The following is a 26,588-nucleotide window of genomic DNA, read 5'->3' as shown; positions in this document are numbered from 1 at the left end:
ACTCATCGACCAGGCGCTAACTTATAATGTCTTTTGCACCATCGCAAGCTGCACCGTGTGCCAAAGTGATTTCACCGCAATCGGGCTACGTGTAAACTGACACCTCTTTTTTATCGCCGGACCTGTTATGAAAACCATCGAAGAGTATTACGCCATCGCCACCGACCTGTTTCTTGAAGCCTGTCCGGAGATTAAAGCAGCTATCGCCAGCCTCAGCGAGGCAGATGCGGAGCAGATGGGTATGAGCCTGCCGCAGTTGCAGGCGCTCCAGAAGGATCGCGCCTGGGCGGCCTGGGTTCGTGAGAAAAAACTGGACGGGATGTTGTTCGCCATCCAGCTGGCCGAGCCGGATAAAGCGGTGGCTGCCGAGGCAATTGAAACCTATCTGCATCAGCATGCAGCCGCACTGGGCATGAGCTGGGAAGAGTTTTGTATTAAAAACGATCTGTAAAACCACACGGCCAGCTTGCGCCCGGTAAGGAGCAAAGGCCTGGTATCAGCGCCGGATACCTGATGCTGACGTGCCACGATGGTTAACGCTACCCCGCTTTTGCAACAAAACGGCAGCAGATTATCGTGTACTAATAAAAACTTTTTGCCTCGTCGATGATGACGCTCTGAACCTGCGCTCTTCCGTTCAGCGGCCATCATTAATCCCTGCGATTTTTTTGATAAAAAACAACAGCCTGAATGACGGACCCCGCCAACTTAAGATAAAAAGTCAGGCGATTGCTTTATTCGTGCGGCTCACGTATGTTATGCCATCACTATTTAACGCTCAAAATTTGTGCGTTCAGTCGGACCACTTCAGAACGCTGCCCTGTCGCTGACTGCCTGTGTCTTATTGCCCGAAAATAGCCTTGAGCAAAACATGCAACCAAATAAATATAAATTTGATCAGGTCCTGTTATTCTTTTTTCTCTCCTGCGCGTTAACTGCTTTCAGTCATTACAGCAAGGCTTATATTGCCCCCACGCTTTTCTGGCCAGCCAATGCCATTCTCACCGGATTACTGGTACGTTTTCCGCAGCTTAATTACCGCTTTGTTCTGCCAGCGATTTATCCTGGTCTGGTACTGGGCGATGTGCTGGGCGGTTCACCTTTAATGACCGCTTTGCAATCTGATATCGCCAGTATGGCGTTTATTATCACGGCATGGATGCTGCTGCTGTCAAAGCATCTCACGCAGCACTATCCGCGCCGCCTGCGGGCGCTGATTCGCATTTTCCCGGCCACCGTGATTGCTGCCGCCGTCTGTGCCGGTCTGAGCAGTAATACCCGCCAGCCTGCTTTTCATGACGATTTTTTCAGCGTGTGGCTGGCCTGGTTCTGCGAACAGTTTTCCACGGCTATCCTGCTGCTGCCGCTGATCATTACCCTGCCGCGTCGCAATGAACTCAGGCCGCTGCTCTCAGAACTGAAAGCGTCTCCGCTGCTGCCGGTGGTCATGCTGACGCTCTCCACCGTGACCGGTATCCATATCGGCGGCGGTGGCAGCCTGATGTTTCCGCTCCCGGCATTAATGTGGTGTGCTATCAGCTATCCCATCTTTCTGACCTGTCTGTTGACCATGCTGACCGGTATTACCGAAATTGCGATGGTGGCGGGCAATGTGCTGGAGATTCAGGGCCCTGACCACCTATTCCGTCTCGACAGCATTGCCTCTGCTCGTCTGGGGGTGGCTGCGATGGCGATCAGTCCGCTCATTGTCGCGCTGAGCACCACGGCGAATAAGAAGCTGGTCGCCCGCATTACCCGGCGGGCTGATTATGACTTTCTGACCGGCGCGCTGACCCGCAGCGGGTTGTCATCGCGGCTTGACACCATGATGGCTCGTCGGGACCGTCCGGACGTATTTTACGGCGCGATATTTATCATCGATATTGACCACTTTAAAAAAATCAACGACAGCTGGGGTCACGCCGCCGGGGATTATGTGTTGGCAAAAACGGTGGAACGCATCCGTCAGTCCCTGCAACAGAGCGCGATTATCAGCAGGATGGGCGGTGAAGAGTTTCTGGTGCTGGTCGAGGGGATTTCTCAACCGCGCGCCTGTCTGCTGGCGGAGCGCCTGCGGCAAAGTATCGCCCAGCATTCACTGACACTTAACGGTGAGGATCTGAGCGTGACGGTCAGTATCGGCATCAGTATGCTGAACAACGTCAACGCCAGCAGTCTGGATGAGTCGATCAACGCCGCAGATGAACAGCTTTACATTGCTAAAAGCAGCGGCAGAAATCGCGTCAGCCCACAGTTTGTGCTGTAAATCACCCCTCGCTTACAGATTCAGCCCCGGAATGCGGGGGGCAGCTTCGTCTGCATGGCCGGTCAGCGCTCAGGTCGCCCGGCCTGGTTCACGCCAGCAGAGAAAGCAATCAGACACTGATGAGAAACATTCAGCCGCTATATTTGTTTTGAGTCAAAAATAACCAGATAATTTCCCGAATAAAAAGCGCGTTTATTCTTCATTTATCTGAGGCTGATTATATTTATCCTTAGCGGCAAAACACCTGTTCCCTGTTCTCAGCTGTTAAGAGGCGAAATAAATATGAATATCAACTTATCTGCCCATCAGACTCACTCTCATTTTTTTAAAAAAATATGTCGGGTTAATATCAAACGCCGTGCATGGCTGGCGGTGTTTTTGTTTTCAGGGTTTTTCTGGTCAGCCCTGAGCTTTTCATTAATAACATTTTAGTCAGAAGCATTCCCTTAAAAAATTGCCCGGAGAAAGACATCCTGCAAATAATTAGCTACAGATGTTTCTGTAAAAAATTACACCTGACAGGAAAACGGCATTCGGGATGATAAGTATGAACTGAGCTCAGGCTCAGCGTAATTTAATACTATTATATTTTTATCACTTTTCAGCAGCCTGTAATGGCAGCTGGCTATAGCAATATAATAACTGAATATATTTTCTTACCGACTTTGCTGTTGTGAGATATCACGCTGCAAGGTGAAATCTGCTCCGGTACTGATAATTTTATTTTTTTCAGCGCTAACTGCAGCTACGGTTTGTTGCAGGGTTACTCTGGTCACCCGCATCCATAGTAGTCTGCTACTTTTTTCCGCGGTAAGACAACATGTACTCATTCTTTCCGCAATCACCCTGCCTTACCCCACGACTAACAGCCCCGCAGGATAGTCCTGTTGATTACATTGACTGAATGTGATTATTACACAAGGGAAATACAATGTGAGCCGGTACAGCGTTGAGGAGTAAAATGATACCTCGTGGCAGAATTAGTAGGGCAGTAGTTTTAAGTGTGCGGTTAAGTTCTGTGCCCGGCGGGCCTCGCTGACATCGCATACATTTTGTTCATTTTTCAACCAGAACTACAGAATAAAATCGACCGGCCGATTTTATTCTGTATCCTCTGTCGGCATTAGTGAACATGTTAGTTCTTCTGCTAATCAGAAAAAGCTCAACGGCTTCATGGAAATATCCGGTACTAAGCTGGAATTTCCTGGGCAGTAATAACAGCGGGTCGTCATCATTATCCACAATGCTCACCCTGAGCGTTCAGTGCCAGTTATTTATCGCAATTCTTAATTTCCGCAGAGGTCTGTATCCACTGGTAAAAAAAAGCACAACGAATTTTAGATGAAATTCTCACAAGCTTGCTACAATATGCATTTGTTCCTCTGTTAACGTTTGCCTGGTACATAAAAAAAATGCTATAAAGCGCCATTGCTTAAAAAGGATTCATGGACATGCCAAGAGTCAGAACACTTTCCAAAAACCTGGCTGTAAAACTTTATCTGGATACGCACTTCACCGTCAGATCGCTTTCTGAAACTTACCGAACTAAAAGCAAGTTAGTGGTGGTAAATGAAAACAGTCACCCCTCAGAGCTGATCGTGGTTATGGCGCTGTATGAAAAGGGACTGTTAAGAAAAGACGTTGAAAGATTTCTCTCCGCACTGAAGAAAAAAGGGGCGATGGTGATTGCTGCCAACACCTCATCGCTGGTGCGTGAAGAAGCAGAAAGAATATCCCAGCTTATTGATGTTTATATCGAAAGAGATAACCTTGGCCGCGATTTTGGCAGTTATAAAGACTGTTTTAATTACCTGTATAAAGAAAATCTCCACCAGCAGTGCCAGCGCCTGATTATGTGCAATGACAGCGTCTATTACTGCACCGATGGGCTGGATGAATTTATTGATGAAATGGTTTCCACAAAAAAAAATGTGCTGGGTGCTACGGAGAATCACGACATCGAGAGACATCTCGGCTCATTCTTCATCAGTCTTTCCAGTGCGATAATCAATAATAAAAAATTCATCCAGTACTGGTCTGATTATAAGAAAACCAATATTCGCCCGAAAATAATAAAAACCGGTGAGTTGGGTCTGTCGAAAGTACTTAAGTCAATCAGTCTGGGCGATGACGACTGTGTTGCTTTATATAACGCACAGTATATTGATAAATGGGCATCAGACACCCCCCGACTGGTCGAGTTAATCAGGTCGATGCGAGACGGTGACGATTTTTCAGGCTCGGCTGTCAGCCTGAATAAACGCTTTTGCCAGAATGTTGTCATTGACTCTTACTTCAGGAAATATATGAAAGGTATATTGATCCTGAAGAACAAGGATTACTACCACAACGAAGAATATTATCAGGATGAGATAGAAACCGGAGCCCATTTTCTCAGCTTTATGCAGTGGCTCGACTACCTGAAAATGCCAGGCTCAGAGCCAACAAAAGAGCTGTTGAATGCGTTAAAAAGCGTCTGTATCGAGCTGTTAACTCAGGGTTCACAGATCCACCTCAATGGCCTGATTTTCAAGAAACTTGGGTTACCGATAATCAAACTTGATTTGCTGTACCGCTGCGCCTACAGCATGTATGACATTATCAGGATCACCGAATCGATTACCGATCCGCAGGAAGCAGAAGAATTCAAAAAAATGATCGCTGCCCGTCTCGCCGGAAAAAATTTCCACTTTGGTTTCAAAAAGCTGGCGTTCAAACACGGCTATATTTAACCGACAAACGGCTAACGCAGGACGCATCCTGCTTTAGCCGCCTGAATCACCCCATTGTTCGCCAGACAACTCATCACCATTTTTAAACGCAACCTCTTCGGCCGGTAAACAGGTGCACCGCTGCTGCCCTGCGGGTAAATGACGGGCAGCACAAATGACAGCAGGATGCCGGAACCGACATCCCACCTTCGCGGGTTGCATAACTCACGTCGAATGCCACAGCGCCGTATGGTGCCCCGGTTAAAAGAACCTGACGAATTTATGGCCGTCAATCAGCCCACTACACCTGCATATTCATAATATCGGTATAAGCACTGACCAGCTTGTTACGTACCTGAATGCCCATCTGCATCGATACCGATGACTTCTGCATATCCACCATCACATCGTTCAGATTGACACCCGGCTTGCCCAGCTCGAAATCCTGCGCCTGCGTGCGCGCCGTATTCTGTGTGTCACTGATTTTATCCAGCGCCGCCTTCAGCTCACCGGCAAAATCAGCCTGGTTCGTTGCTTCGGTCGTGCCGCCACTCGCTTTCACCGCTGCGGTTTGCAGCTGTTGAATCACACTCTCAATACCCTGAATTGCCATTCTGATCTCCGGTTGTTGCACAGCGGTAATTTCACTGCTGCAAAACTTAACACAGTGTCAAACGGACAAAGCCGCTAAATGAGAGCAAAAAAGATGGCTTATCCACCCATCGAATTTCCGGTTTAAGAAAATAATGGCAGGTATCAGAAGTGAAAATTTTTTGTAAGTCGCTCAGGGAGTCAGTTTTGTTACGACACTACACGAATCAGTCCGGTCAACTGTCAGGCAGGAAAGAGTCATGAATGCAACTGTCACGCAGGATCAACCAGAGAAGAAAGGCCTGAACGACCTTTTCGCTCGCCTACGCGCTAATCCTCGCATCCCGATGATCATTGCAGCGGCGGCGGCCATCGCCATTGTTATCGCCATGGTATTGTGGGCCAGACAGCCCGACTACCGTGTGCTTTATAACAACCTCAGCGATGAGGACGGTGGCGCGATCATCACTCAGCTGACCCAGATGAACATCCCCTATCAGTTCGATGACAAAAGCGGCGCGATCACCGTACCCGCTGAAAAAGTTTACGAACTGCGCCTGCGTCTTGCCCAGCAGGGGCTGCCGAAAGGCGGCGCGGTAGGCTTTGAGCTGCTGGACCAGGAAAAATTCGGTATCAGCCAGTTCAGCGAACAGGTCAATTACCAGCGTGCGCTGGAAGGTGAACTGTCACGCACGATTGAAACCTTAGGCCCGGTGAAAAATGTTCGTGTCCATCTCGCCATGCCAAAACCGACCCTGTTTGTCCGTGAGCAGAAATCGCCGACCGCCTCCGTCACCCTCAACCTGCAACCTGGCCGCGCACTCGATCCGGGCCAGGTCAGCGCCATCGTGCACATGGTTTCCAGCAGCGTAGCCGGGCTGCCACCGGGCAACGTGACCGTTGTTGACCAGGCAGGCCATTTGCTGACCCAGTCTGACAATGCCGGTCGCGACCTGAATGATGCGCAACTGAAATATGCCACCGATGTGGAGAACCGTTACCAGCAGCGTATCGAAGCTATCCTTAACCCCATTGTGGGCAACGGTAACGTCCACGCGCAGGTCACCGCGCAAATTGACTTTAACAGCCGTGAACAGACTGACGAAAAATACCAGCCGAACAGCGACACGGCTAACCAGGCTATTCGTTCACGTCAGACCAACAGTAGCGAGCAGATTGGTGGCCAGTATCCGGGTGGTGTCCCCGGTGCCCTGTCCAATCAGCCTGCTCCTGCCAACAGTGCCCCTGTTACCACGCCCAACAACAATAACAATCAGGCGAATGGCAACAACGCAAATGGCAACAATGCGAATGGCAATACGGCGAATAACAACGCGAATCAGAACAACAGCAGTAAGAGTACCGTTCCATCTAATACCAGCAACGCGAATACCACCAACTATGAGGTGGATCGCACCATTCTTCACACCAAAATGAATGTGGGTGAAGTACAGCGTCTGTCAGTAGCAGTAGTGGTCAATTACAAGGCCGACGCGGCGGGTAAACCGATTGCACTGAGCGATGCACAGATTAAGCAGATTGAAAATCTGACCCGCGAAGCGATGGGCTATTCAGATAAACGCGGCGACAGCCTCAACGTGGTCAACTCGCAGTTTAATGAAACCGCAGAAACCGGTGGCGACCTGCCATTCTGGCAGCAGCAGTCGTTTATCGACCAGATTATGGAAGCCGGTCGCTGGTTGCTGGTGCTGATTGTGGCCTGGATCCTGTATCGCAAGCTGGTTCGCCCACAGCTGCGTCGTAAAGCGGAACAGGACAGAGTCGCCGCCGAAGCCGTGGCTATCGCCCAGCAGAATCGCTCTCAGGATGAAGATGCTGTCTCCGTCAAGCTGTCGAAAGATGAACTTGACCAGGAACGTAAGTCTCAGCACCGCATGAGCGCTGAGGTAATGAGCCAACGCATTCGTGAAATGTCAGAAAATGACCCACGCGTGGTGGCTCTGGTCATTCGCCAGTGGATGAAGGACGAACTATGAGTCTTAACGGTACCGAAAAAAGCGCCATCCTGATGATGACCATTGGCGAAGACCGCGCGGCGGAGGTGTTCAAACACCTCGGCACCCGCGAAGTGCAGCACCTGAGTGCCGCTATCTCTAATATGCGTCAGGTGTCGCATAAGCAGCTGACCGAAGTGCTGCGTGAATTTGAAGTGGATGCGGAACAGTTCGCCGCGCTGAGCGTCAACTCCAATGACTATCTGCGTACCGTGCTGGTGAAAGCGCTGGGCGAAGAGCGTGCTTCCAGCCTGCTGGAAGACATTCTGGAAACCCGCGAAACCACCAGCGGTATGGAAACGCTTAACTTTATGGAACCACAGGCGGCTGCCGATCTGATCCGCGACGAACATCCGCAGATCATCGCCACCATTCTGGTCCATCTGAAACGCGCGCAGGCGGCCGATATTCTGGCGCAGTTCGACGAGCGTCTGCGTCACGATGTGATGCTGCGTATTGCCACCTTTGGTGGGGTGCAGCCTGCCGCGCTGGCCGAGCTGACCGAAGTGCTCAATGGCCTGCTCGACGGTCAGAACCTCAAACGTGCGAAGATGGGCGGCGTGAGAACCGCAGCGGAAATCATCAACCTGATGAAGACGCAGCAGGAAGAAGCCGTTATCGAAGCGGTGCGCGAATTCGATGGCGAACTGGCACAGAAAATCATCGACGAGATGTTCCTGTTCGAAAACCTGGTGGAAGTCGACGACCGCAGTATCCAGCGTCTGTTGCAGGAAGTGGAATCCGAATCGCTGCTGATCGCGCTGAAAGGCTCCGACCAACCACTGCGCGAGAAATTCCTGCGCAACATGTCCCAGCGCGCCGCCGATATCCTGCGCGACGACCTGGCAAACCGGGGACCGATGCGTATGTCTGCGGTCGAGAACGAACAGAAAGCGATCCTGCTTATTGTTCGTCGTCTGGCAGAGAGCGGCGAGATGGTAATCGGCGGTGGCGAGGAACAGTATGTCTGATAACGCATCCCTGCCCTGGCAACGCTGGCAGCCCAACGACCTGGGCCAGCTGAACAAGCCGCTAAGCGAACCGCTGGACGAGCCGGTCCCGCAACCGGAAGAGTCCTTCAACCAGCAGCAGTTTGAGCTGGAACAGTTGCAGACGCAGGTGCGCAATGAAGCACAGGGTCTGGGTTACGCCGAAGGCCAGCAGAAAGGCTACAGCGAAGGGCAACGAGCCGGTTACGAAGCCGGTTTTCAGCAGGGGCTGATGGATGCGCAGCAGCAGCAGGCCCCTTTGCAGGCGCGGATGCAGCAGCTGGTTTCAGAATTCCACCAGACGCTGGAGGCCCTTGACAGCGTGATTGCCGCCCGCCTGATGCAGATGGCGCTTGAAGCAGCCCGCCAGGTGATCGGCCAGGCACCGCACGTTGACGGCACCGCCCTGCTGCGGCAAATCCAGGGCATGATTCAGCAGGAACCGATGTTCAGTGGCAAACCCACCCTGCGCGTGCATCCGGACGATCTGCCGCGTATTGAGCAGAATCTGGGGGCGACGCTCAGCCTGCATAACTGGCGGCTGGTTGCCGACAGCACTATCCATCCGGGTGGCTGTAAAGTCAGCGCTGAAGATGGCGATCTGGATGCCAGTATCGCCACCCGCTGGCATGAACTTTGCCGCCTTGCCGCACCGGGGGAACTCTGATGAGTACCCGCCTGTCACGCTGGCTGGGCGCACTTGACGCCTTCGAACACCGTCTGACGCAGTTACCCGACGTGCGCCGCTATGGCCGCCTGACCCGCGCCACCGGTCTGGTGCTTGAAGCCACCGGTCTGCAACTGCCGCTGGGTGCCACCTGCGTTATCGAACGTGCCGACGCCAACGGTATCGCTGAGGTGGAAAGCGAAGTGGTGGGCTTTAACGGGCAGAAACTGTTTCTGATGCCGCTGGAAGAAGTGGAAGGCATTTTGCCCGGCGCGCGGGTTTATGCCCGCGTGGCCGGGGACAATCAGCAAAGCGGTAAGCAGCTGATGCTGGGCCCGGAACTGTTAGGCCGGGTGCTGGATGGAAGCGGTCGGCCGCTGGACGGCCTGCCTTCACCGGAAACCGGTTATCGCGCACCGTTGATCACCCCACCCTTTAACCCGCTGCAACGTACGCCGATTACCGACGTGCTGGATACCGGTGTGCGGGCGATCAACGCCCTGCTCACCGTCGGACGCGGCCAGCGTATGGGGCTGTTTGCCGGTTCCGGCGTCGGCAAAAGCGTGTTGCTGGGCATGATGGCCCGTTACACCAAAGCCGATGTGATTGTGGTGGGATTAATCGGCGAACGTGGTCGTGAAGTAAAAGACTTTATTGAAAACATTCTTGGCAGCGAGGGCCGCGCCCGTGCCGTGGTTATCGCCGCCCCGGCGGACGTGTCGCCGTTGCTGCGGATGCAGGGTGCCGCTTACGCCACCCGTATCGCCGAAGATTTCCGTGACCGTGGTCAGCATGTGCTGCTGATTATGGATTCCCTGACCCGCTATGCCATGGCCCAGCGTGAGATTGCGCTGGCTATCGGCGAGCCACCGGCCACCAAAGGTTATCCGCCGTCGGTCTTTGCCAAACTGCCCGCACTGGTCGAACGCGCCGGTAACGGTATTGATGGTGGCGGCTCAATTACCGCTTTTTATACCGTGCTGACCGAAGGGGATGACCAGCAGGACCCGATTGCCGACTCGGCGCGTGCCATCCTCGATGGTCACATTGTGCTTTCACGTCGTCTGGCGGAATCGGGGCATTATCCGGCCATCGATATTGAGGCCTCGATCAGCCGCGTAATGGCGCATCTGATCGATGAAAATCATTACGCACGGGTACGCCAGTTCAAACAGCTGCTGTCGAGCTATCAGCGTAACCGCGACCTGGTCAGCGTGGGTGCCTATGCCGCAGGCAGCGATCCAATGCTGGACAAAGCGATTAAACTTTATCCTGAGCTGGAAACTTTTCTGCAACAGGGAATGTTTGAACGCAGTACTTATGACGATGCCTGCCTGCATTTACAGGCAATTTTTGGCTAACGGGTGGAGATGAGCATGAGCAAGCAAGCCTCACCGATAGACACACTGTGCGATCTGGCGCAGAAAGACCTCGATAAAGCCGCGATTCAGCTGGGCGAAGTGCGGCGGGCGCAGAAGCAGGCTGACGAACAGCTGTCGATGCTGCTTAACTACCAGGATGAGTACCGTAAAACGCTCAACAATAATATGTCAGAGGGCATCAACAGCACCCGCTGGTACAACTATCATCAGTTTATCGCCACGCTGGAAAGTGCCATTGAACAGCATCGCCAGCAGCTGGCGCACTGGGACAGTCGCCTGGAGAAAGCACTCAGCTACTGGCGCGATAAACAGAAACGGCTGCACGCCTACGAAACCCTTCAGGCTCGTGCGCTGGCGAACGAATTACTACAGGAAAACCGTCTCGATCAGAAACGGATGGATGAATTTGCCCAACGGGCATCATTGAGGAAAGGCGAATGAACACGTTGCCCATTGTTGTCAATGCCACCAAAGTCAGCACCACCACGGCCTCGTCCGGCTCCGCCGCGACGACGGGCGACGCCACCACCGACGTAAGCCTGGGTGATAATCCCCAGGATACCGGTAGCCAGGGATTTCTCAGCCTGCTGGGCAATAAATTACTGAAGCAGGCACTACAGGGACAAACGGTGGCGAAAGGCACGGTAACCACGCCGGCCAGCGAAACCAGCACCACCGATGTGGCTGAAGGCAGCCAGTCGGCCAGAACGAAGCTGAATAAACTGCTGGCGTCACTCAACCAGCCAGAAACCACGACTTCGCTGTTAAGCTCAGTAAAAGCCGCCGCCGACAGTAAAACCGAACAGACCAGCACCGACAGCAATACGGACACCACTGCCGCCAGCACCACGCTGAGCAACAGTGATATGCAGGCGATGCAGGCCCTGTTTGCGATGTTACCACCGGCGCAACAGCCGCAGGCCGCCCTGAAGGCGGGCAGCACTGACGCTCAGAGTGAGAATGACAGCATTAAAGGTGATAAACAGTCCACGCTGGCGTCACTGCTCTCCGGCAATAACGGCGTCAGCACCGAAGATGAGAGCAACACCAACACCAAAGCCAGCGACAGGTCTTCTGCTGCGCTGTCACTGAACGCTAATAACGGCAACAGCGCGGCTAAAAACAGTGCTGACAGCAGCCAGCTGAATACCGCGTTTCAGCAGGTACTGAGCCACGTAACTAAAGAGACTGACAAAGAAAATTCAAGTTCCTCCACGTCCACGACGATAACCAGTAATGTCGTCAGCGCCGCCTCTGCCGCACTGACGCCAGCCACAACCACCACGGTAACGGCACCCGCGACGTCGCAACTGAGTTCGCAGTTAGGCAGTCCGGAATGGCAACAGGCGCTGGGACAGCAGATTGTAATGTTCAGTCGCAACGGTCAACAGACCGCAGAGCTGCATCTTCATCCGCAGGATCTGGGCAGTATTCAGATCAGCCTGAAACTGGATAACGACCAGGCACAGCTGAATATGGTGTCAGGTCACAGTGAGGTGCGTGCCGCACTGGAAGCCGCTCTGCCGCAATTACGTAGCGCACTGGCGGAAAGTGGTATCAACCTGGGACAAAGTAACGTCAGCAGCGATGCCTTCCAGCAGGGACAAAGCTTCAGTGGTCAGCAGGAGCAGCAGCGTAATAACAGCGGCGGCAACACTTTCAGCCTTAGTGCAGAGAATGACAGTGACGTCACGGCGATTGCCGTACCCGCCAGCTTACAGGCGCGGGCAAGCGGAACCGGTGCTGTAGATATTTTCGCCTGATGACTACAAACGCAAAAGCTGACGGCAAAACCCGCGCTTTTTCTGCCAATTGTTTCATGCAGGACGCGGGATAATCTGCCCATAACGCTGCGGGGGAGCGGATTACGTGGTGCCGCCCTCCCCAAAATACTCACAGGAAGTTATAGCTCATATGACCGATAAGAAAGCCAAAAGCGGCAAACGTAAGCTTCTGATCCCGTTGATACTGCTGGTATTAGTGATAGCAGGCAGCGTGGGAGGCTATTTCGTCTGGCGCATGATGAAGGCTCCCGCTGATACGGCGCAGGCTGCCAAGCCTGAGCCACCGCCAGCGCCGGTCTTTTTCGCTCTGGACACCTTTACCGTTAACCTGATCAATCCGGATAACGATCCAGATCGCGTATTGTATGTCGGTTTTACCCTGCGTCTGCCCGACGAAGATACCCGTCGCCGGATGAGCGATTATCTGCCGGAAGTGCGCAGCCGCCTGTTACTGCTGCTGTCCAGGCAGAATGCCGCTACGCTGGGTAATGAGCAGGGCAAGCAGGACCTGATCAATCAGATTAAAGCCGTTCTGGCACCGCCGCTGGTCCCAGGTGAACCTCAGCAGAAGGTGAATGATGTGCTGTTCACTGCTTTTATCCTGAGGTAAGAAAAATGGGCGACAGTATTCTTTCTCAGGCAGAAATTGACGCACTGCTTAACGGTGACAGCGACAGCGCGGCTGAAGATAACACCAGCAAAGCGGGCGACGACAACATTCGTCCTTATGATCCCAATACGCAGCGTCGTATGGTGCGTGAACGCCTGCAGGCGCTGGAGATCATTAACGAACGTTTTGCACGCTCATACCGGATGGCGCTGTTTAACCTGCTGCGCCGCAGCCCGGATATCACCGTCGGCGCGATCAAAATTCAGCCTTACCATGAATTTGCCCGCAACCTGCCGGTGCCCACCAACCTGAACCTGATCCATCTGAAGCCGCTGCGCGGCACGGCGCTGGTGGTCTTTTCACCGAGCCTGGTGTTTATTGCCGTCGATAACCTGTTTGGCGGAGATGGCCGTTTTCCGACCAAGGTGGAAGGACGCGAATTCACCGCCACCGAACAGCGAGTGATCCGCAGAATGCTGAAGCTGGCGCTGGAAGGCTACAGCGAAGCCTGGAAGCCGATTTATCCACTGGACGTGGAATATGTTCGCTCTGAAATGCAGGTTAAATTTACCAATATCACCACCTCACCGAACGATATCGTCATCACCACGCCATTCCAGGTGGAGATTGGTAACCTGATTGGTGAATTCAATATCTGTATTCCTTTCAGCATGATTGAGCCGCTGCGTGAAACGCTGGTCAATCCACCGCTGGAAAACTCGCGTCAGGAAGATCATTTCTGGCGCGAGACGCTGGTGAAACAGGTTCAGCACTCTGAGCTGGAGTTGATTGCTAATTTTGCCGATGTGTCGATGCGTATTTCACGCCTGCTGGCCCTGAAGCCAGGGGATATATTACCGATTGATAAGCCGGATCGCATTATCGCCCATGTTGATGGCGTACCGGTATTAACCAGCCAGTACGGCACGCTGAACAATCAGTATGCATTGCGGGTGGAACATCTGATTAACCCGATTTTGAATTCGATGAATGAGGAACAGCCCGATGAGTGACACCAAGAAGCCGTCCGAAGACGACATCTCCGCGGACGACCTGTGGGCTGACGCGCTGAATGAGCAGTCGAACAGCGCACCAACCGAAGGGGTGTTTAAATCTCTCGAAAGCAATGATATTGCCGGATCGTTGCAGGATATTGACCTGATTATGGATATTCCGGTCAAGCTGACCGTCGAGCTGGGCCGCACCAAAATGACCATCAAAGAGCTGCTGCGTCTGACGCAGGGTTCAGTGGTGGCGCTTGACGGTCTGGCCGGTGAACCGCTGGATATTCTGATCAACGGCTATCTGATTGCGCAGGGTGAAGTGGTGGTGGTCGCCGATAAATATGGTGTGCGTATTACCGACATTATTACGCCTTCAGAACGTATGCGTCGCCTGAGCCGTTAATATGAACAACAGCAGCAGCCAGACACAACAACCCGCAACGGTCGGTCAGCCCGCCATCTCCACCGCATCCACGCTGACCCAGGTCAGCAGCGTACTGGCGGTTATTATTTTGTTAATTCTGGCCTGCGCCTGGCTCGCCAGACGACTGGGCTTTGCTCCCAAACGCGGCGTCGCCGGACAGAGTCTGTCCGTCAGCGCCAGCTGCCAGGTTGGTCAGCGTGAACGCGTGGTGATCGTTGATGTGGAAGATGCCCGGCTGGTGCTGGGCGTTACCGCACAGAATATCTCACTACTGCATGTCCTGCCGCCCAGGCCGCCAGAAGATAATGTCTCTGCGCCGAAAAGCCCGGCAGATTTCCGCCAGGCTTTTCAGCAGTTACTTAAACGTCCCGGAAAGTCAGAATGAAACGCGCCTTTATCCTGCCAGCGCTGCTGTTACTCCTGACGCCCGCCGTGCAGGCCCAGCTGCCGGGCCTGGTCAGTCATCCGATGGCCAATGGCGGTCAGAGCTGGTCACTGCCGGTGCAGACGCTGGTGTTTATCACTTCGCTGACCTTCCTGCCGGCGATTCTGCTGATGATGACCAGCTTTACCCGCATCATCATCGTGTTTGGCTTGTTACGCAATGCCCTTGGCACGCCCTCCGCGCCGCCGAACCAGGTGCTGCTTGGCCTCGCCCTGTTCCTGACTTTTTTCATCATGGGTCCGGTGTTCGACAAAATTTATCAGGATGCTTATCTGCCGTTCAGTGAAGATAAGATCAGTATGGAAGTCGCGATTGATAAAGGCGCGCAGCCTCTGCGGGAATTTATGCTGCGCCAGACACGCGAAGCCGATCTGGCGCTGTTTGCCCGGCTGGCAAATACCCCACCGCTTCAGGGGCCGGAAGCCGTACCGATGCGCATTTTGTTGCCGGCTTATGTCACCAGCGAACTGAAAACCGCATTTCAGATCGGTTTCACCGTATTTATTCCTTTTCTGATTATTGACCTGGTGGTCGCCAGCGTATTGATGGCGCTCGGAATGATGATGGTGCCACCCGCCACCATCTCTTTACCTTTCAAACTGATGCTGTTCGTTTTGGTTGACGGCTGGCAGTTGCTGATAGGATCGCTGGCTCAAAGTTTTTATTCATAAAAGCGTGCCGCACTAAGCGCTGGCCGCTGTCGGCTCAGCGCGCTGGCGGGAAAACGGCAGTATTGCGGCAACGGCGCATTTCGCCCCGTCGCAAACGTTAATATTTTATCCGGAGTCTCTTATGACACCCGAATCGGTTATGGTTATTGGTCACGATGCGATGCAGGTTGCGCTTGCGCTGGCGGCACCATTGCTGCTGGCCGCATTGATAAGCGGTCTGCTGATCAGTCTGTTGCAGGCAGCTACGCAGATTAATGAGCAGACGCTGTCATTTATTCCGAAGATTCTTGCTGTGGTGGCAACCATTGTGGTCGCCGGTCCATGGATGCTCAATCTGGTGCTGGACTATATGCGTACGCTGTTCAGTAACCTGCCGAATATGATTGGCTGATGTTACATTTCGACAGCAATCAACTGCTGATGTGGGTGGGACAGTTATTCTGGCCCCTCGCCCGCATTCTGGCGCTGATTATGACCGCTCCGCTGCTCAGCGAGAAATCGATTAGCAGAAAGGTTAAAGTCGGGCTGGGGCTGATGATCACCTATGTCCTGCTTCCGTCACTGCCACCGGTCAATGTGACGCTGTTCTCCGTCAGTGGCTTCTGGCTGCTGCTTCAGCAGATTCTTATCGGCGTGGCGATAGGTTTTACCATGCAATTTGCCTTCGCGGCGGTGCGCACCGCCGGGGAAGTGATTGGTTTACAGATGGGCCTGTCGTTTGCCACCTTCTTTGATCCTGCCAGTCGTCTGAACATGCCGGTGCTGGCGAGATTCCTTGATATTCTCGCCATGCTGCTGTTCCTGACTTTTAACGGGCACCTGTGGCTAATCTCAATGGTGGCGGACAGTTTTCATACGCTGCCGATTGGTGGCGATCCGGTTAATGGCAATGCTTATCTGGCGCTAACTAAAGCGGCAGGCATGATTTTCCTTAACGGACTGCGATTAGCGTTACCACTGATAACTCTGCTCCTCACGCTGAACCTGGCCCTGGGTTTGTTAAACCGTGTTACACCACAGCTTTCGGTTTTTGCTATTGGCTTCCCTGTCACCTTATCCTTAGGCCTGGTATTTATGAGCCTGATGATGCCGCTGTTGGCTCCTTTCTGTGAGCATCTCTTTAGCGAAGTATTTGATTTACTCGCCAGTATTCTTAGTGAACTTCCTGCCAGATAAATTAATGAATCGCCCTACGTGAAAATAACCATAGTTAAGCAAATAAAATGTTTGTTAGCATTTATCGAACCACTTTTATCAGAATCATCTTAAGGAAAATCTGATAAATGATTCTTCACTATGAAAATCATTCTTATTAAAAGCTGATTAGCGTATTTTGATTATGGAAAGGCTCGGAATGTTGCAGGAAGGTTAACAGCGGCATGAATTACAACAGTATGTTTTCAATGGGAATTTTATTTCACATGGTTTTTCTTGTGCCAGAACAATTTTTCCGGCATTGTCAACATTCATGTCGCACTAAACATTCATCCGCTGAATGTTTTTTAGGAATCGTCCTATCAGATTTCTCTGTATTTTGCGGGATAGTGGCATGACTCACAAAAAGTGCCGAATGCTGTTGTAAGGCAAATAATCCGACAATCTTGCGAGGAAAATTTTATTTTTCAGCGCGTTGTTTGTTTGTCATCCTGCGTATATTCCAATGCCTTGTTGTGCACGATCAGGATGGTGAGGCGTTAAGCTTCAGTTTTGCTTAATGCTGCAATGCCTATAACTATATGAAATAAGAATGTTTACTTTAGTCACACAACAATCGCGTAATTCATCGTTAATTCAAACGGATAACAATTTGGTGAGGGTCGTAATAATGCCAACAATTATAATGGACACATGTAGCTATACACGACTGGGGCTGACAGATTATTTAAGCATGAAGGGGGTAAAGAAGAAAAATATCACCTCCGTTACTGATATCGATCAGCTACAAACCAGATGCCAGCAGGTCCAGCCTGGCGTGGTTTTTATTAACGAGAATTGTTTTATCCACGAAGCAGATGCCAGTCAACGCATAAGATCCATCATTATGCACAATCCTGACACGCTGTTTTTTATTTTTATGGCAATATCAAATATTCATTTTGAGGAGTATCTTTATGTTCGTAAGAACCTGATTATAACCTCAAAATCAATAAAGCCGGCCACGCTCGATAATCTGCTTTATAGTTATTTTCAGAAGAGAGTCAATATATCTCCACGTTTTTCCACCGGGTTCGATGTTAATCCACTGACCTTGAGCCAGACTGAATCTAACATGCTGAAAATGTGGATGTCAGGCCACGATACCATTCAGATATCGGATAAAATGAAAATTAAGGCCAAAACCGTTTCTTCCCACAAGGGAAATATTAAACGTAAAATTAAAACACACAACAAACAGGTTATTTATCATGTCGTTCGTCTTACGGATAACGTTACCAGCGGTATTTATGTCAATGTGAGATAACGTTTTTAACCACGATAGCAGCCGGTTCTCTCCGGCTGTTATCTTTTGCCCCCAACCTGCCCTTTCCATCTGCGTTTTTCTTTACTGGTTTTGTTAACCAGATCGCAATTTCATGTTAATTCTTTCCCGTAGTGTGCCGATGCTCTCTTATCAGACCTGACTTCGCATCATTTACCCTGACTGAGAGCAAAAGGACATGAAACCATCACACCCCAATGCCGGTTCATCCCGGATAAGTTTCTGGCAAAACCTGCGGCTGGTACCGCTGTTCGGTACGATCCTGGGGACGATTTTATTGCTGTTTGCCCTGAGTATTGCCCTCGCCAGCTATTTTCTTGTCCAGAGTAACCAGTCCCTGAAAGATGTTACTGAAGAAATTCAGGTTCGCATGGCTATCTCAAACAGTTCTAACCACCTGCGCACCGCCCGCCTTAACATCATTCATGCCGCCGCTGCGGCGCGCATCGGTGAGATGGACACCTTTGATGACAATCTGAAGCAGACCGGGGAACGTATTCAGTCTGCCAGAGACAACTTTAATGCTTACCTGAATCGACGGGTTAAAACTGCGGACGATGAAGCACTGGATGGTGAACTGAAAACCCGCTTTGAAGCCTGTATCACGCAGGGTTTGTTGCCGATGGTGAAAAGCGCCAAAGACGGCAGCTTTGAAGGGGTGATTTCTCAGGAAACTGACGTTACGCGAAAACTGGATGATGCCTATAACGATATCCTGCTGAAAGCCATTGCTATCCGCGTACAACGGGCAGATGCCATTAACGACGCCGCCCGGCAGCAGAACCGCCACAGTTTTATCATGATGGCCAGTGCCTTTGCTGCCGCGCTGCTACTGACCGGAGCAACCTTCATTTTTCTCCGCCGGGTGGTGATTGCCCCGCTGCACCGGGCCGTGGATCGCATCGGGCATATTGCGCGTGGAGATCTGACCGCTGCGGAACAGCCCTGGGGACGAGGTGAAATCGGCACACTCGGCAGTAACCTTCAGACGATGCAACAGTCGCTGATAAAAACCGTCAGTGCGGTACGTGAAGGGGCCGTCGCAATTTATCAGGGATCCGGTGAAATTTCCGCCGGTAATACCGATCTCTCTTCCCGTACAGAGCAGCAGGCTTCGGCGCTGGAACAGACCGCAGCCAGCATGGAACAGCTGACCGCCACGGTAAAACAGAACGCCGAAAATGCCCATCACGCCAGCCAGCTGGCTGCGGATGCATCCGGTAAAGCACGCGAAGGTGGAGATATTGTCAACGGGGTGATTAACACCATGAATAATATTTCCAGTAGTTCGAAGAAGATTGCTGAGATAACGACGGTAATCAACAGCATTGCTTTTCAGACCAATATTCTCGCGTTAAATGCCGCAGTTGAAGCCGCCCGCGCCGGAGAACAGGGCCGTGGCTTCGCCGTTGTCGCCAGCGAGGTACGTAATCTTGCGCAGCGCAGCGCCGGAGCGGCAAAAGAGATTGAAGGACTGATTGCTGAGTCGGTGAGCCTGATTGGCCAGGGCTCATCGGAGGTGGGCCATGCAGGTGAAACCATGACCGATATTGTTGAGGCGGTGCGTCGGGTAACCGATATCATGGCTGAAATCGCCGCTGCCTCAGACGAGCAGAGCCGGGGCATTTCGCAGGTCAGCCTTGCCGTCACTGAAATGGATAACGTGACTCAGCAGAATGCCGCGCTGGTAGAGCAGGCGACCGCCGCTGCGGCATCGCTGGAAGAGCAGGCTTCGCGACTGACTCAGGCGGTTGCCGCCTTCCACCTGAGCGACAGCGTGTCGCGCCCCCTGGCCCGCCAGGAGACTGCTCCGCCAAAAGTCGCGGTACTGGCTGCGCCGCCACGGCCCGCTCTGGCCAACAGTGATAACTGGGAAACGTTTTAGGAACGCGTTGGCCTCAACAGGGACAAACGCGTCCTGAAGCGGTGTCAGGGGTGGGCCTCTGAATATATCCTGAGATAATAAGTTCACCGGCTGAGGCTGGCGAGGAGTGGCGGTCAGCAGTGGTATATGTACTGCTGACCGCTAATCACAGCAGCAATCAGGCTTCTGAAAGTGGCTCGACGAACAGGCCATCTTCATTGCCCGTCTCATTAAAGAACCAGATCCCGGACGGATAATCATCCAGCGACACCAGAAACATGGTGCCCTCACTGAAATCTTCTGCCGCCAGTACCGTTCCCTGTCTGCGGGGTCCACCGTCAGTTTTGACCGTGACCCTGTCGTTCACTTGCATCCTCTCAGCTCCTCTGTGTAGTTACGGTAAGTTTTTTGTCAGGATCAGCGTCTCGCAATCACCCATACCGCATGCACAATACCCGGAATATAACCACAAAGGGTTAATAAGATATTAAGCCAGAAAGCGCCGCCAAAACCCACCTGCATAAAAACGCCAAGTGGTGGCAATATAATCGCAATAATGATGCGAATAAAATCCATGTTTCCTCCAGGATATGATTGCAAAACCGATTTGTAATCGATTGATTAGTATAGCTGTAACCCGAAAAAGTCGCTTCTGCTGGCGTGTAAAAATGCGTAAGAGGTTCCGCACTACATTCTTTTCAATTTTTTAACACTTCCCGGAAAGACTTCTGACAGGGTTGCAACATACACTGTCTCCACTGCACCAACCCCAAAGGCGCAGTCAACCTAAAAAGTAACAAGGATTTTTGCCCGCGCAGCGCGGGCTTTTTTTTTGCCATCAGTTTTCTGCCGCACTACCTGCCCTTTTCCCCTGACAACCTGGTCATATACATTTATCTGCCCCACAGCAATCGTTGAAAGTCTGTCAGACTCACCTGACTGTTTTGCCATAACTGCCCCAGAAAGAAACCGGCGGCTCAGCGGACAGGTCGGAATTCAGCATTTATTACAGAAGGGGTTGAGTGGATTAGCAGAACTAAAATACCGCAGTGAGCCAGGCGCCCGGATTAAATGGAAAGATTGCGGCAGAGCCAGAAAGCCCTCTCAGACAGCAATAAAAAAACCCGACCACTGGCCGGGTTGAAAACGTTCAAAAAAATTCGTTACACAGGAAATTCGCTTGCCAGATGAGAGTACTCTGTTTTCCGCCAGAGGCAAATTTGAGAAATTGTGCGGATTTACACAAAAATGCGTTTTTTTACAGCCTGATGGCTCCCGAAGCCTTTTACGCCGCGCAATGCGTCTTTTATCACCCGTTATTCTTTATTTGCAGGCACTACAACTTTAAGACTATTCCTGGAAACCGGAGCCTCATTTTCTACCACTGGCGCTGCTTTCAGCAATCATCCAGATCCTGTCAGCAGCGCTATACTGAAGACTATCCAGACTTTTTTGCCCCATAAACAGGAGAACGAGGATGCCGACGCTTGCAGACCCGTTAATGATTGTCACTGACCTTGATGGCTCACTTCTGGATCATCACACCTACAGCTGGGAAGCCGCCAGCCCCTGGGTTGAACGGCTTACTGCCGCAAATATTCCAATTGTTATCTGCTCAAGTAAAACGTCAGCGGAGATCCTGCCACTACAACAATCACTGGGTATCGAGGGCGCGCCTTTTATCGCTGAAAACGGCGCAGTGGTGAAATTCCCCTTCGCCGACCGGACGCCAGAAGCAAATCGGAGCTATGCACAGCTTTGCCAGGCGTTGCACAAATTGCGTCAGCAGCATGGGTTTAAATTTACCGGATTTGCCGATGTCACCGCACACGAAGTGGCGGAATGGACCGGTCTCACCCCCGCCGATGCCACCCTGGCCCGGATGCGCGAAGGTTCAGAAAGCATTATCTGGCGCGACAGCAGCGAAAATTTTACTACTTTTCAGCAGTTACTCAGCGCGGCAGAGCTGACGCTGGTTCAGGGTGGACGTTTCTGGCATGTCATGGAGCAGGGACGGGGTAAAGGCACCGCGCTGAGTGCATTACTGCGCCAATTTCCACACCCGCAGGGGCTGACCCGCCAGACAATTGGCCTGGGCGATGGCCCAAACGATGCTCCGATGCTTGATGGGGTCGATTACGCCGTGGTGATTAAAGGTTACAGTAAGAACCGCGTGGAGCTGACGCGCGAGGATCGGGATAACATTTATTACAGCAGCAGCTATGGCCCGGAGGGCTGGAGTGAAGGCCTGACACATTTTATCAGTGGTTAACTGAATCTGCCCTGAGGGTGCAATTTTTGAGGGAAAAACGATGAGTGATTTTTTTCAAAATGGCGTGATCACTAATTTTCATAATCTGACCGATCGCAGCGTTGAAAACCTGGAAAAGGATCTGGTGCAGTTTTCTGACAAACGCAAAATGGGGCTGATCCTGCCGTCGCTTTTTTCCGAGCTGGAAGGTCCGGCACTCAGTCATATTGTCGATGAACTGGCAAAGGTTCCCTACCTTGAGGAGATTGTCATCGGACTGGATCGTGCCGACCGCGATCAGTTTCTCTACGCGCGGGAGTTTTTTTCCCGCCTGCCGCAGCGCCACCGCATTTTATGGAACGATGGCCCAAGGCTGAAGAGCATTGATGCAGAGCTTGATAAAGAAGGACTCTCTCCTTCTCAACCGGGTAAAGGTCGCAACGTCTGGTTTTGTACCGGTTATACCCTGGCGTCGGACCGCTCAGCCTGCGTGGCGCTTCATGACTGCGACATTGTGACCTATGAACGTGGAATGCTGGCCCGGCTGCTCTATCCACTTGCCAACCCCGCGTTTCAGTATGAGTTCTGTAAAGGATTTTATGCCAGGGTAGCCGACAATAAACTTAACGGCCGTGTCGGGCGTCTGCTGGTTGGCCCGCTGTTGCGTTCATTGCAGAAGGTTTATGGCCATTCGGAGTACCTTGATTATCTCAGTAGCTTTCGCTATCCGTTGTCAGGTGAATTTGCCATGCGCACCCATGTGCTGAACGGCATCAAAATTCCCGGCGACTGGGGGCTGGAAATTGGCGTACTTTCAGAAATTTATCGCAACTACACCACCCGTCAGAGTTGCCAGGTGGAAATCGCTGACAATTACGACCACAAACACCAACCGCTGTCTGAAGAAGACGGCACTGGCGGCCTGCGTCGGATGAGTAATGATATTGTGCAGTCGCTGTTGCGTAAGATGGCCACCATGGGGGTGAATATCACCAGCGATTCATTTCGGGTACTGAAGGCGACTTACTACCGCAATGCATTAGATATGATGGAAATTTACAATCATGAAGCCACCATGAATGGTCTTAAATTTGACCAACATGCGGAAGAAGCGGCGGTAGAAATGTTCACGCAATCCATTCTGGAAGCAGGTCAGGCGTTTACCGAGCGCCCCAATGATAAACCGTTTATTCCCAGCTGGAGCCGGGTGCAGTCAGCATTTCCGGATATTCTGCAACGTATTTATCAGGCGGTGGAAGAAGATAATGCCGGTAAGATTTAACGCTTATCCGGCAATTATCAGCATGAATGGACTGAAGCCGAGCGCCTTTCAGGCAGACCGACTAACCCGCTCCGCCGGGCTGTTTAACGGGTAGAGCTCATCTTCTCTGAAAGCTTCCCGTCTGACACTGTAACCATCATACCAACGACATTCGACCATACCACTGGCGGTTCCGGTAACAATCATTGCCGGACCGCCCTCTCTGAGCTGTACTTCTTCACTGACCACAATCATACCTTCTCTCCCGTTACGGATTGACCAGACAATTAAATCGGTGAATTTTAGGTATAGCAGCGCTTGTCGAATTATTCCTTTAACAATAAGTAAAATATTTGTTATTGCGTAATAAGCAATTGCTAATAAAGAAACGTTAAATCAAAGCTGATTTCAGTCCGTGATAGTCGACGTATCAGGAAAATAGCACTGGGCATTTCTCGCCATTTCGCATTAATCGGTTTTTGTTCAACGGGTTGAATATAAGGAAAACGCGGTCTTTCTGTCACTTAATTTCAAGCATCCATTCAGCTTATGTTATTGAAATTATTTATAACTCTCATCAGTAATGAAAATATCTCAACGCAGTCGCCTGCGGTAAATTAATCGCTGCGCAACAGATCACAACCCGCTGAATAAACAGCGGAAGTACCATTTAAAAATCATTATCTGAAGAGGGAGAAGTAATTAATGAAAAAGACTATGCTCGCCGTGGCATTAATTGCCACCAGCCAGCTATCGTACGCTGCCAACGTTCTGGTGGTGCTGTCAGACAGCAACCAGCTGACTCTTCAGGATGGCAAAAATCATCCTACGGGTTTTTATCTCAATGAATTAATGCAGCCCGTTAAACTGCTGATTGATAACGGCGACACGGTGACATTTGCCACGCCGCTGGGTAAAGTCCCCACGCTGGACCAGGCTTCGGTGAATAAGAAAGATTTTGGCGGCGATCAGCACGCGCTGGATACGCATCTTGAGCTGCTTAATCAGTTGAAAATCACTGATAAACAACACTCCCCGGTCATCAGCCTCTCCAGAGTAGAACAAATTGGCTATGACCATTTCGATGCCGTCTTTGTGCCTGGCGGCCACGCCCCGATGCAGGATTTGGTGGTCAGCCCGCAAATGGGCAGTCTGCTGAGGGCATTTCATCAGGCAGGTAAAACCACCGCGCTGGTCTGCCATGGCCCGATTGCCTTAATTTCCGCGTTGCCGGACGTGGCAACGTTCATCCATCAACTTGAGAAAAATCCGCAAACGACTGCGCATAACTGGATTTATGCAGGTTATAAAATGACCTCATTCACTAACCCGGAAGAAGTTGCCAGTGAGGGTATTTTTAATGGCGGCAAAATGAAATTCACACCGCAAACCGCGCTGACGGCGGCAGGTGCTGAATTCAGTGCGGCAGATGAAAAATGGCAGAGCCATGTAATAACCGATCGTGAACTGATTACCGGACAGAATCCTGCCTCTGCGATGGCGCTGGGTAAGCTTTTAGTCAGCCGACTCCATTCGCAAAATTAAGAAAATTAAAAGCCGCTGCCCATTCAGCATCGGGCAGCGGCTTTTAAATGAACAGGTTGACAGCTGAGAGGGTAATAACGGTCTGGAGGTCCCCTCACGACGCTCAGGCTCAGAGGCAAGTGTTTCGTCGTTCAGCTGAAACCAGCCAGGTCAGATTTTACAGCCTTCGCAGTCGGCTTCATCGCCCAAATCATCCGGCACTTCGCTGGCTTTTTTCTCTGCGTTAGCTTCAGCCTGTTCCAGTTCGGCATCGATGTCGAATTCAAAAATATCGTCTTTCATTAATTGCTCCATAGCTGACTTGAGCCGCCTTTATACTGATTTTCCGCGTGCCCTGGCAATCACATTTACCAGCAACAGCACAATCGACCCCACAATCAGACCAAGTACCAGGCTGGCCAGATTACTCAGCAGTGAGGCCAGCAGTCCGTTGTAATCAGCGGTGAAATGAGTGACAGCATGATGCAGCGGGGCAATACCGTGAACGATAATCCCCCCACCCACCAGAAACATTGCCAGCGTGCCGACTACCGATAAAATTTTCATCAGCACCGGTGCCGCAGCCAGCAAAAACCCCCCGACTGATTGAGCCAAAGCAGACGATTTCTGCTGCAACCACAGGCCAAGATCGTCAATTTTCACGATGCAGGCAACAATGCCGTAAACGCCTGCCGTCACCAGAATGGCAATGCCGGAAAGGATCAGCACCTGATTAAGCAACGGCGCTTCAGAAACAATGCCAAGGGTTATCGCCACGATTTCCGCCGAAAGAATAAAATCGGTACGTACCGCGCCCTTCACTTTCTTCTTTTCATACTCCGCCGCCTGCTCACTGCCGAGATTGCGCAGACGCTGCTCTCTGGCCCTGTCGCTTTTTTCGCTCTTATCTTTATGCAGACTCTCTGCCACTTTCTCCACGCCTTCATAGCAGAGATAAGCGCCGCCAACCATCAGCAGTGGCGTGATGGCCCAGTCAGCAAACGCGCTGATCACCAGCGCCAGTGGCACCAGAATCAGCTTGTTAATAAAAGATCCTTTCGCCACCGCCCAGACAACGGGCAGTTCGCGGTTGGCTTTTACGCCGCTGACCTGCTGCGCATTCAGTGAAAGATCATCGCCCAGTACACCGGCGGTTTTCTTCGCGGCCACTTTTCCCATTACTGAAATATCATCCAGTAGCGTGGCAATATCATCCAGTAACGTCAGTAAACTACTTCCTGCCAAAATCGTCTTCCTTTTAATTAGTCATGCTGACAGCAGGGACAAATCTGCATTTCTGTCACCGCCATATCGGCAATGCCTTCGCACTGCCACTCCACCCTTACCGGCTGCCCTTCGGCTTCATGATGATGCAGATACTTACTGACCGGGCTTTCGGTCATGCCCGAAATCTCCTCGGTTGCCACCAGCTTATCGCCAACATAAATCCGCGCGGTGGCGTCAGTGCTCACCATGCGTTCTCCGCTGATTTTGTACAGTCGCTTTACCGTCAGTTTGATACTGGCCATCGTTCACCGGGGGAGAGATGTAAGAAAAAGTGATCTAAGCAATTATGTACTGAATATGCAAATTATGTGAAAAACAGCGCCAGATATATTGCTGACAGAGAGGGGGGCGCTGGCGGAAGGC

Annotated in this window: 29 protein-coding genes; 22 read left to right on the top strand and 7 right to left on the bottom strand. The window is 51.7% G+C overall.

The window, feature by feature from the left end; translation table 11 throughout:
• Positions 1-127 precede the first annotated feature (127 nt).
• The 4 genes from BG55_RS06290 to BG55_RS06280 all read left to right on the top strand — a co-directional run bounded on the left by BG55_RS06290 (position 128) and on the right by BG55_RS06280 (position 4,998).
• Positions 128-451 carry a DUF6388 family protein gene (locus BG55_RS06290; protein ID WP_034935599.1) on the top strand — a complete coding sequence of 108 codons (324 nt, stop codon included), beginning with the start codon at positions 128-130 and terminating at the stop codon, positions 449-451.
• A 420-nt stretch (positions 452-871) separates the two neighbouring features.
• On the top strand, positions 872-2,266 hold the full coding sequence (locus tag BG55_RS06285; RefSeq protein ID WP_034935597.1) for a GGDEF domain-containing protein: 1,395 nt from the start codon (positions 872-874) through the stop codon (positions 2,264-2,266).
• 282 nt (positions 2,267-2,548) lie between these two features.
• Positions 2,549-2,698 (top strand): YmiA family putative membrane protein, encoded by a 150-nt coding sequence (locus BG55_RS23575; protein ID WP_152542663.1) that lies wholly within the window; start codon positions 2,549-2,551, stop codon positions 2,696-2,698.
• Positions 2,699-3,717: 1,019 nt separating this feature from the next.
• Positions 3,718-4,998, top strand: coding sequence for a rhamnan synthesis F family protein (locus tag BG55_RS06280; RefSeq protein WP_034935595.1), 1,281 nt, complete (start codon positions 3,718-3,720; stop codon positions 4,996-4,998).
• 280 nt (positions 4,999-5,278) lie between these two features.
• Here BG55_RS06280 and fliE read toward each other — a convergent pair whose 3' ends face one another.
• Entirely contained in the window at positions 5,279-5,590 is a 312-nt protein-coding gene (gene fliE / locus BG55_RS06275; RefSeq protein WP_034935593.1) for a flagellar hook-basal body complex protein FliE, read from the bottom strand.
• 238 nt (positions 5,591-5,828) lie between these two features.
• On the opposite strand from fliE, the gene fliF reads away from it, so the two are divergent.
• The 15 genes from fliF (at position 5,829) to BG55_RS06200 (ending at position 19,923) form a co-directional block, all read left to right on the top strand.
• Complete coding sequence (fliF, locus tag BG55_RS06270; RefSeq protein ID WP_034935591.1) at positions 5,829-7,565, top strand: flagellar basal-body MS-ring/collar protein FliF; 1,737 nt, start codon at positions 5,829-5,831, stop codon at positions 7,563-7,565.
• Complete coding sequence (fliG, locus tag BG55_RS06265; RefSeq protein WP_034935588.1) at positions 7,562-8,554, top strand: flagellar motor switch protein FliG; 993 nt, start codon at positions 7,562-7,564, stop codon at positions 8,552-8,554. Before fliF ends, fliG begins: the two co-directional genes overlap by 4 nt.
• Positions 8,547-9,239 (top strand): flagellar assembly protein FliH, encoded by a 693-nt coding sequence (fliH, locus tag BG55_RS06260; protein WP_034935585.1) that lies wholly within the window; start codon positions 8,547-8,549, stop codon positions 9,237-9,239. The genes fliG and fliH overlap by 8 nt, the downstream gene beginning before the upstream one ends.
• Positions 9,239-10,600: a flagellar protein export ATPase FliI gene (fliI, locus tag BG55_RS06255; RefSeq protein WP_034935582.1), complete on the top strand. Its 1,362-nt coding sequence runs from the start codon at positions 9,239-9,241 to the stop codon at positions 10,598-10,600. The genes fliH and fliI overlap by 1 nt, the downstream gene beginning before the upstream one ends.
• A gap of 15 nt (positions 10,601-10,615) precedes the next feature.
• Complete coding sequence (fliJ, locus tag BG55_RS06250) at positions 10,616-11,062, top strand: flagellar export protein FliJ (protein WP_034935579.1); 447 nt, start codon at positions 10,616-10,618, stop codon at positions 11,060-11,062.
• Complete coding sequence (locus BG55_RS06245) at positions 11,059-12,384, top strand: flagellar hook-length control protein FliK (RefSeq protein ID WP_034935577.1); 1,326 nt, start codon at positions 11,059-11,061, stop codon at positions 12,382-12,384. Before fliJ ends, BG55_RS06245 begins: the two co-directional genes overlap by 4 nt.
• A gap of 151 nt (positions 12,385-12,535) precedes the next feature.
• A complete protein-coding gene (gene fliL, locus BG55_RS06240) occupies positions 12,536-13,015 on the top strand; it encodes a flagellar basal body-associated protein FliL (protein WP_034935575.1) in 480 nt (159 codons plus the stop codon).
• Between the two features lie 5 nt (positions 13,016-13,020).
• Positions 13,021-14,028, top strand: coding sequence for a flagellar motor switch protein FliM (gene fliM, locus BG55_RS06235; RefSeq protein WP_034935573.1), 1,008 nt, complete (start codon positions 13,021-13,023; stop codon positions 14,026-14,028).
• Positions 14,021-14,422, top strand: coding sequence for a flagellar motor switch protein FliN (fliN, locus tag BG55_RS06230; RefSeq protein ID WP_034935570.1), 402 nt, complete (start codon positions 14,021-14,023; stop codon positions 14,420-14,422). The genes fliM and fliN overlap by 8 nt, the downstream gene beginning before the upstream one ends.
• 1 nt (position 14,423) lies before the next feature.
• Entirely contained in the window at positions 14,424-14,828 is a 405-nt protein-coding gene (gene fliO, locus BG55_RS06225) for a flagellar biosynthetic protein FliO (RefSeq protein WP_034935567.1), read from the top strand.
• Positions 14,825-15,559: a flagellar type III secretion system pore protein FliP gene (gene fliP, locus BG55_RS06220; protein WP_034935565.1), complete on the top strand. Its 735-nt coding sequence runs from the start codon at positions 14,825-14,827 to the stop codon at positions 15,557-15,559. The genes fliO and fliP overlap by 4 nt, the downstream gene beginning before the upstream one ends.
• A 121-nt stretch (positions 15,560-15,680) precedes the next feature.
• Positions 15,681-15,950, top strand: a complete 270-nt coding sequence (gene fliQ / locus BG55_RS06215) for a flagellar biosynthesis protein FliQ (protein WP_034935564.1) — start codon at positions 15,681-15,683, stop codon at positions 15,948-15,950.
• Positions 15,950-16,735 (top strand): flagellar biosynthetic protein FliR, encoded by a 786-nt coding sequence (fliR, locus tag BG55_RS06210; protein ID WP_034935561.1) that lies wholly within the window; start codon positions 15,950-15,952, stop codon positions 16,733-16,735. The genes fliQ and fliR overlap by 1 nt, the downstream gene beginning before the upstream one ends.
• Positions 16,736-17,384: 649 nt before the next feature.
• The gene (gene rcsA, locus BG55_RS06205) at positions 17,385-18,020 is read left to right on the top strand and encodes a transcriptional regulator RcsA (RefSeq protein ID WP_034935559.1); all 636 of its coding nucleotides are present in this window, start codon (positions 17,385-17,387) and stop codon (positions 18,018-18,020) included.
• 196 nt (positions 18,021-18,216) lie between these two features.
• Positions 18,217-19,923 carry a methyl-accepting chemotaxis protein gene (locus BG55_RS06200; protein ID WP_034935557.1) on the top strand — a complete coding sequence of 569 codons (1,707 nt, stop codon included), beginning with the start codon at positions 18,217-18,219 and terminating at the stop codon, positions 19,921-19,923.
• 157 nt (positions 19,924-20,080) lie between these two features.
• Here the strand turns inward: BG55_RS06200 and dsrB are convergent, their stop codons facing one another.
• A complete protein-coding gene (gene dsrB / locus BG55_RS06195; protein ID WP_034935556.1) occupies positions 20,081-20,275 on the bottom strand; it encodes a protein DsrB in 195 nt (64 codons plus the stop codon).
• Positions 20,276-20,319: 44 nt separating this feature from the next.
• The gene (locus tag BG55_RS21775) at positions 20,320-20,478 is read right to left on the bottom strand and encodes a YqaE/Pmp3 family membrane protein (protein WP_034935554.1); all 159 of its coding nucleotides are present in this window, start codon (positions 20,476-20,478) and stop codon (positions 20,320-20,322) included.
• A gap of 901 nt (positions 20,479-21,379) precedes the next feature.
• Here BG55_RS21775 and BG55_RS06185 point away from each other — a divergent pair.
• Together BG55_RS06185 and BG55_RS06180 are read left to right on the top strand one after the other, a co-directional pair.
• Complete coding sequence (locus tag BG55_RS06185) at positions 21,380-22,174, top strand: mannosyl-3-phosphoglycerate phosphatase-related protein (protein WP_034935552.1); 795 nt, start codon at positions 21,380-21,382, stop codon at positions 22,172-22,174.
• 40 nt (positions 22,175-22,214) lie between these two features.
• The gene (locus BG55_RS06180) at positions 22,215-23,435 is read left to right on the top strand and encodes a glycosyltransferase family protein (protein WP_034935549.1); all 1,221 of its coding nucleotides are present in this window, start codon (positions 22,215-22,217) and stop codon (positions 23,433-23,435) included.
• 48 nt (positions 23,436-23,483) lie between these two features.
• On the opposite strand, the gene BG55_RS06175 is transcribed toward BG55_RS06180, so the two are convergent.
• Positions 23,484-23,669 (bottom strand): YodC family protein, encoded by a 186-nt coding sequence (locus BG55_RS06175; protein ID WP_034935547.1) that lies wholly within the window; start codon positions 23,667-23,669, stop codon positions 23,484-23,486.
• 450 nt (positions 23,670-24,119) lie between these two features.
• Between BG55_RS06175 and BG55_RS06170 the strand changes: the two genes are divergently transcribed.
• Positions 24,120-24,959 carry a type 1 glutamine amidotransferase domain-containing protein gene (locus BG55_RS06170; RefSeq protein ID WP_034935545.1) on the top strand — a complete coding sequence of 280 codons (840 nt, stop codon included), beginning with the start codon at positions 24,120-24,122 and terminating at the stop codon, positions 24,957-24,959.
• Between the two features lie 150 nt (positions 24,960-25,109).
• Here BG55_RS06170 and BG55_RS23395 read toward each other — a convergent pair whose 3' ends face one another.
• Genes BG55_RS23395 through BG55_RS06160 form a run of 3 tightly spaced genes read right to left on the bottom strand, consistent with a single transcriptional unit; the run spans position 25,110 to position 26,467 of the window.
• A complete protein-coding gene (locus BG55_RS23395) occupies positions 25,110-25,241 on the bottom strand; it encodes a hypothetical protein (RefSeq protein ID WP_261640351.1) in 132 nt (43 codons plus the stop codon).
• Positions 25,242-25,271: 30 nt separating this feature from the next.
• Positions 25,272-26,183, bottom strand: coding sequence for a DUF808 family protein (locus tag BG55_RS06165; protein ID WP_034935543.1), 912 nt, complete (start codon positions 26,181-26,183; stop codon positions 25,272-25,274).
• Between the two features lie 17 nt (positions 26,184-26,200).
• Positions 26,201-26,467 (bottom strand): hypothetical protein, encoded by a 267-nt coding sequence (locus tag BG55_RS06160; RefSeq protein WP_034935541.1) that lies wholly within the window; start codon positions 26,465-26,467, stop codon positions 26,201-26,203.
• Positions 26,468-26,588: the final 121 nt, after the last annotated feature.

This window comes from Erwinia mallotivora, assembly GCF_000590885.1.
Lineage (GTDB): Bacteria > Pseudomonadota > Gammaproteobacteria > Enterobacterales > Enterobacteriaceae > Erwinia > Erwinia mallotivora.
This window is presented reverse-complemented; position numbering and strand designations above follow the sequence as displayed.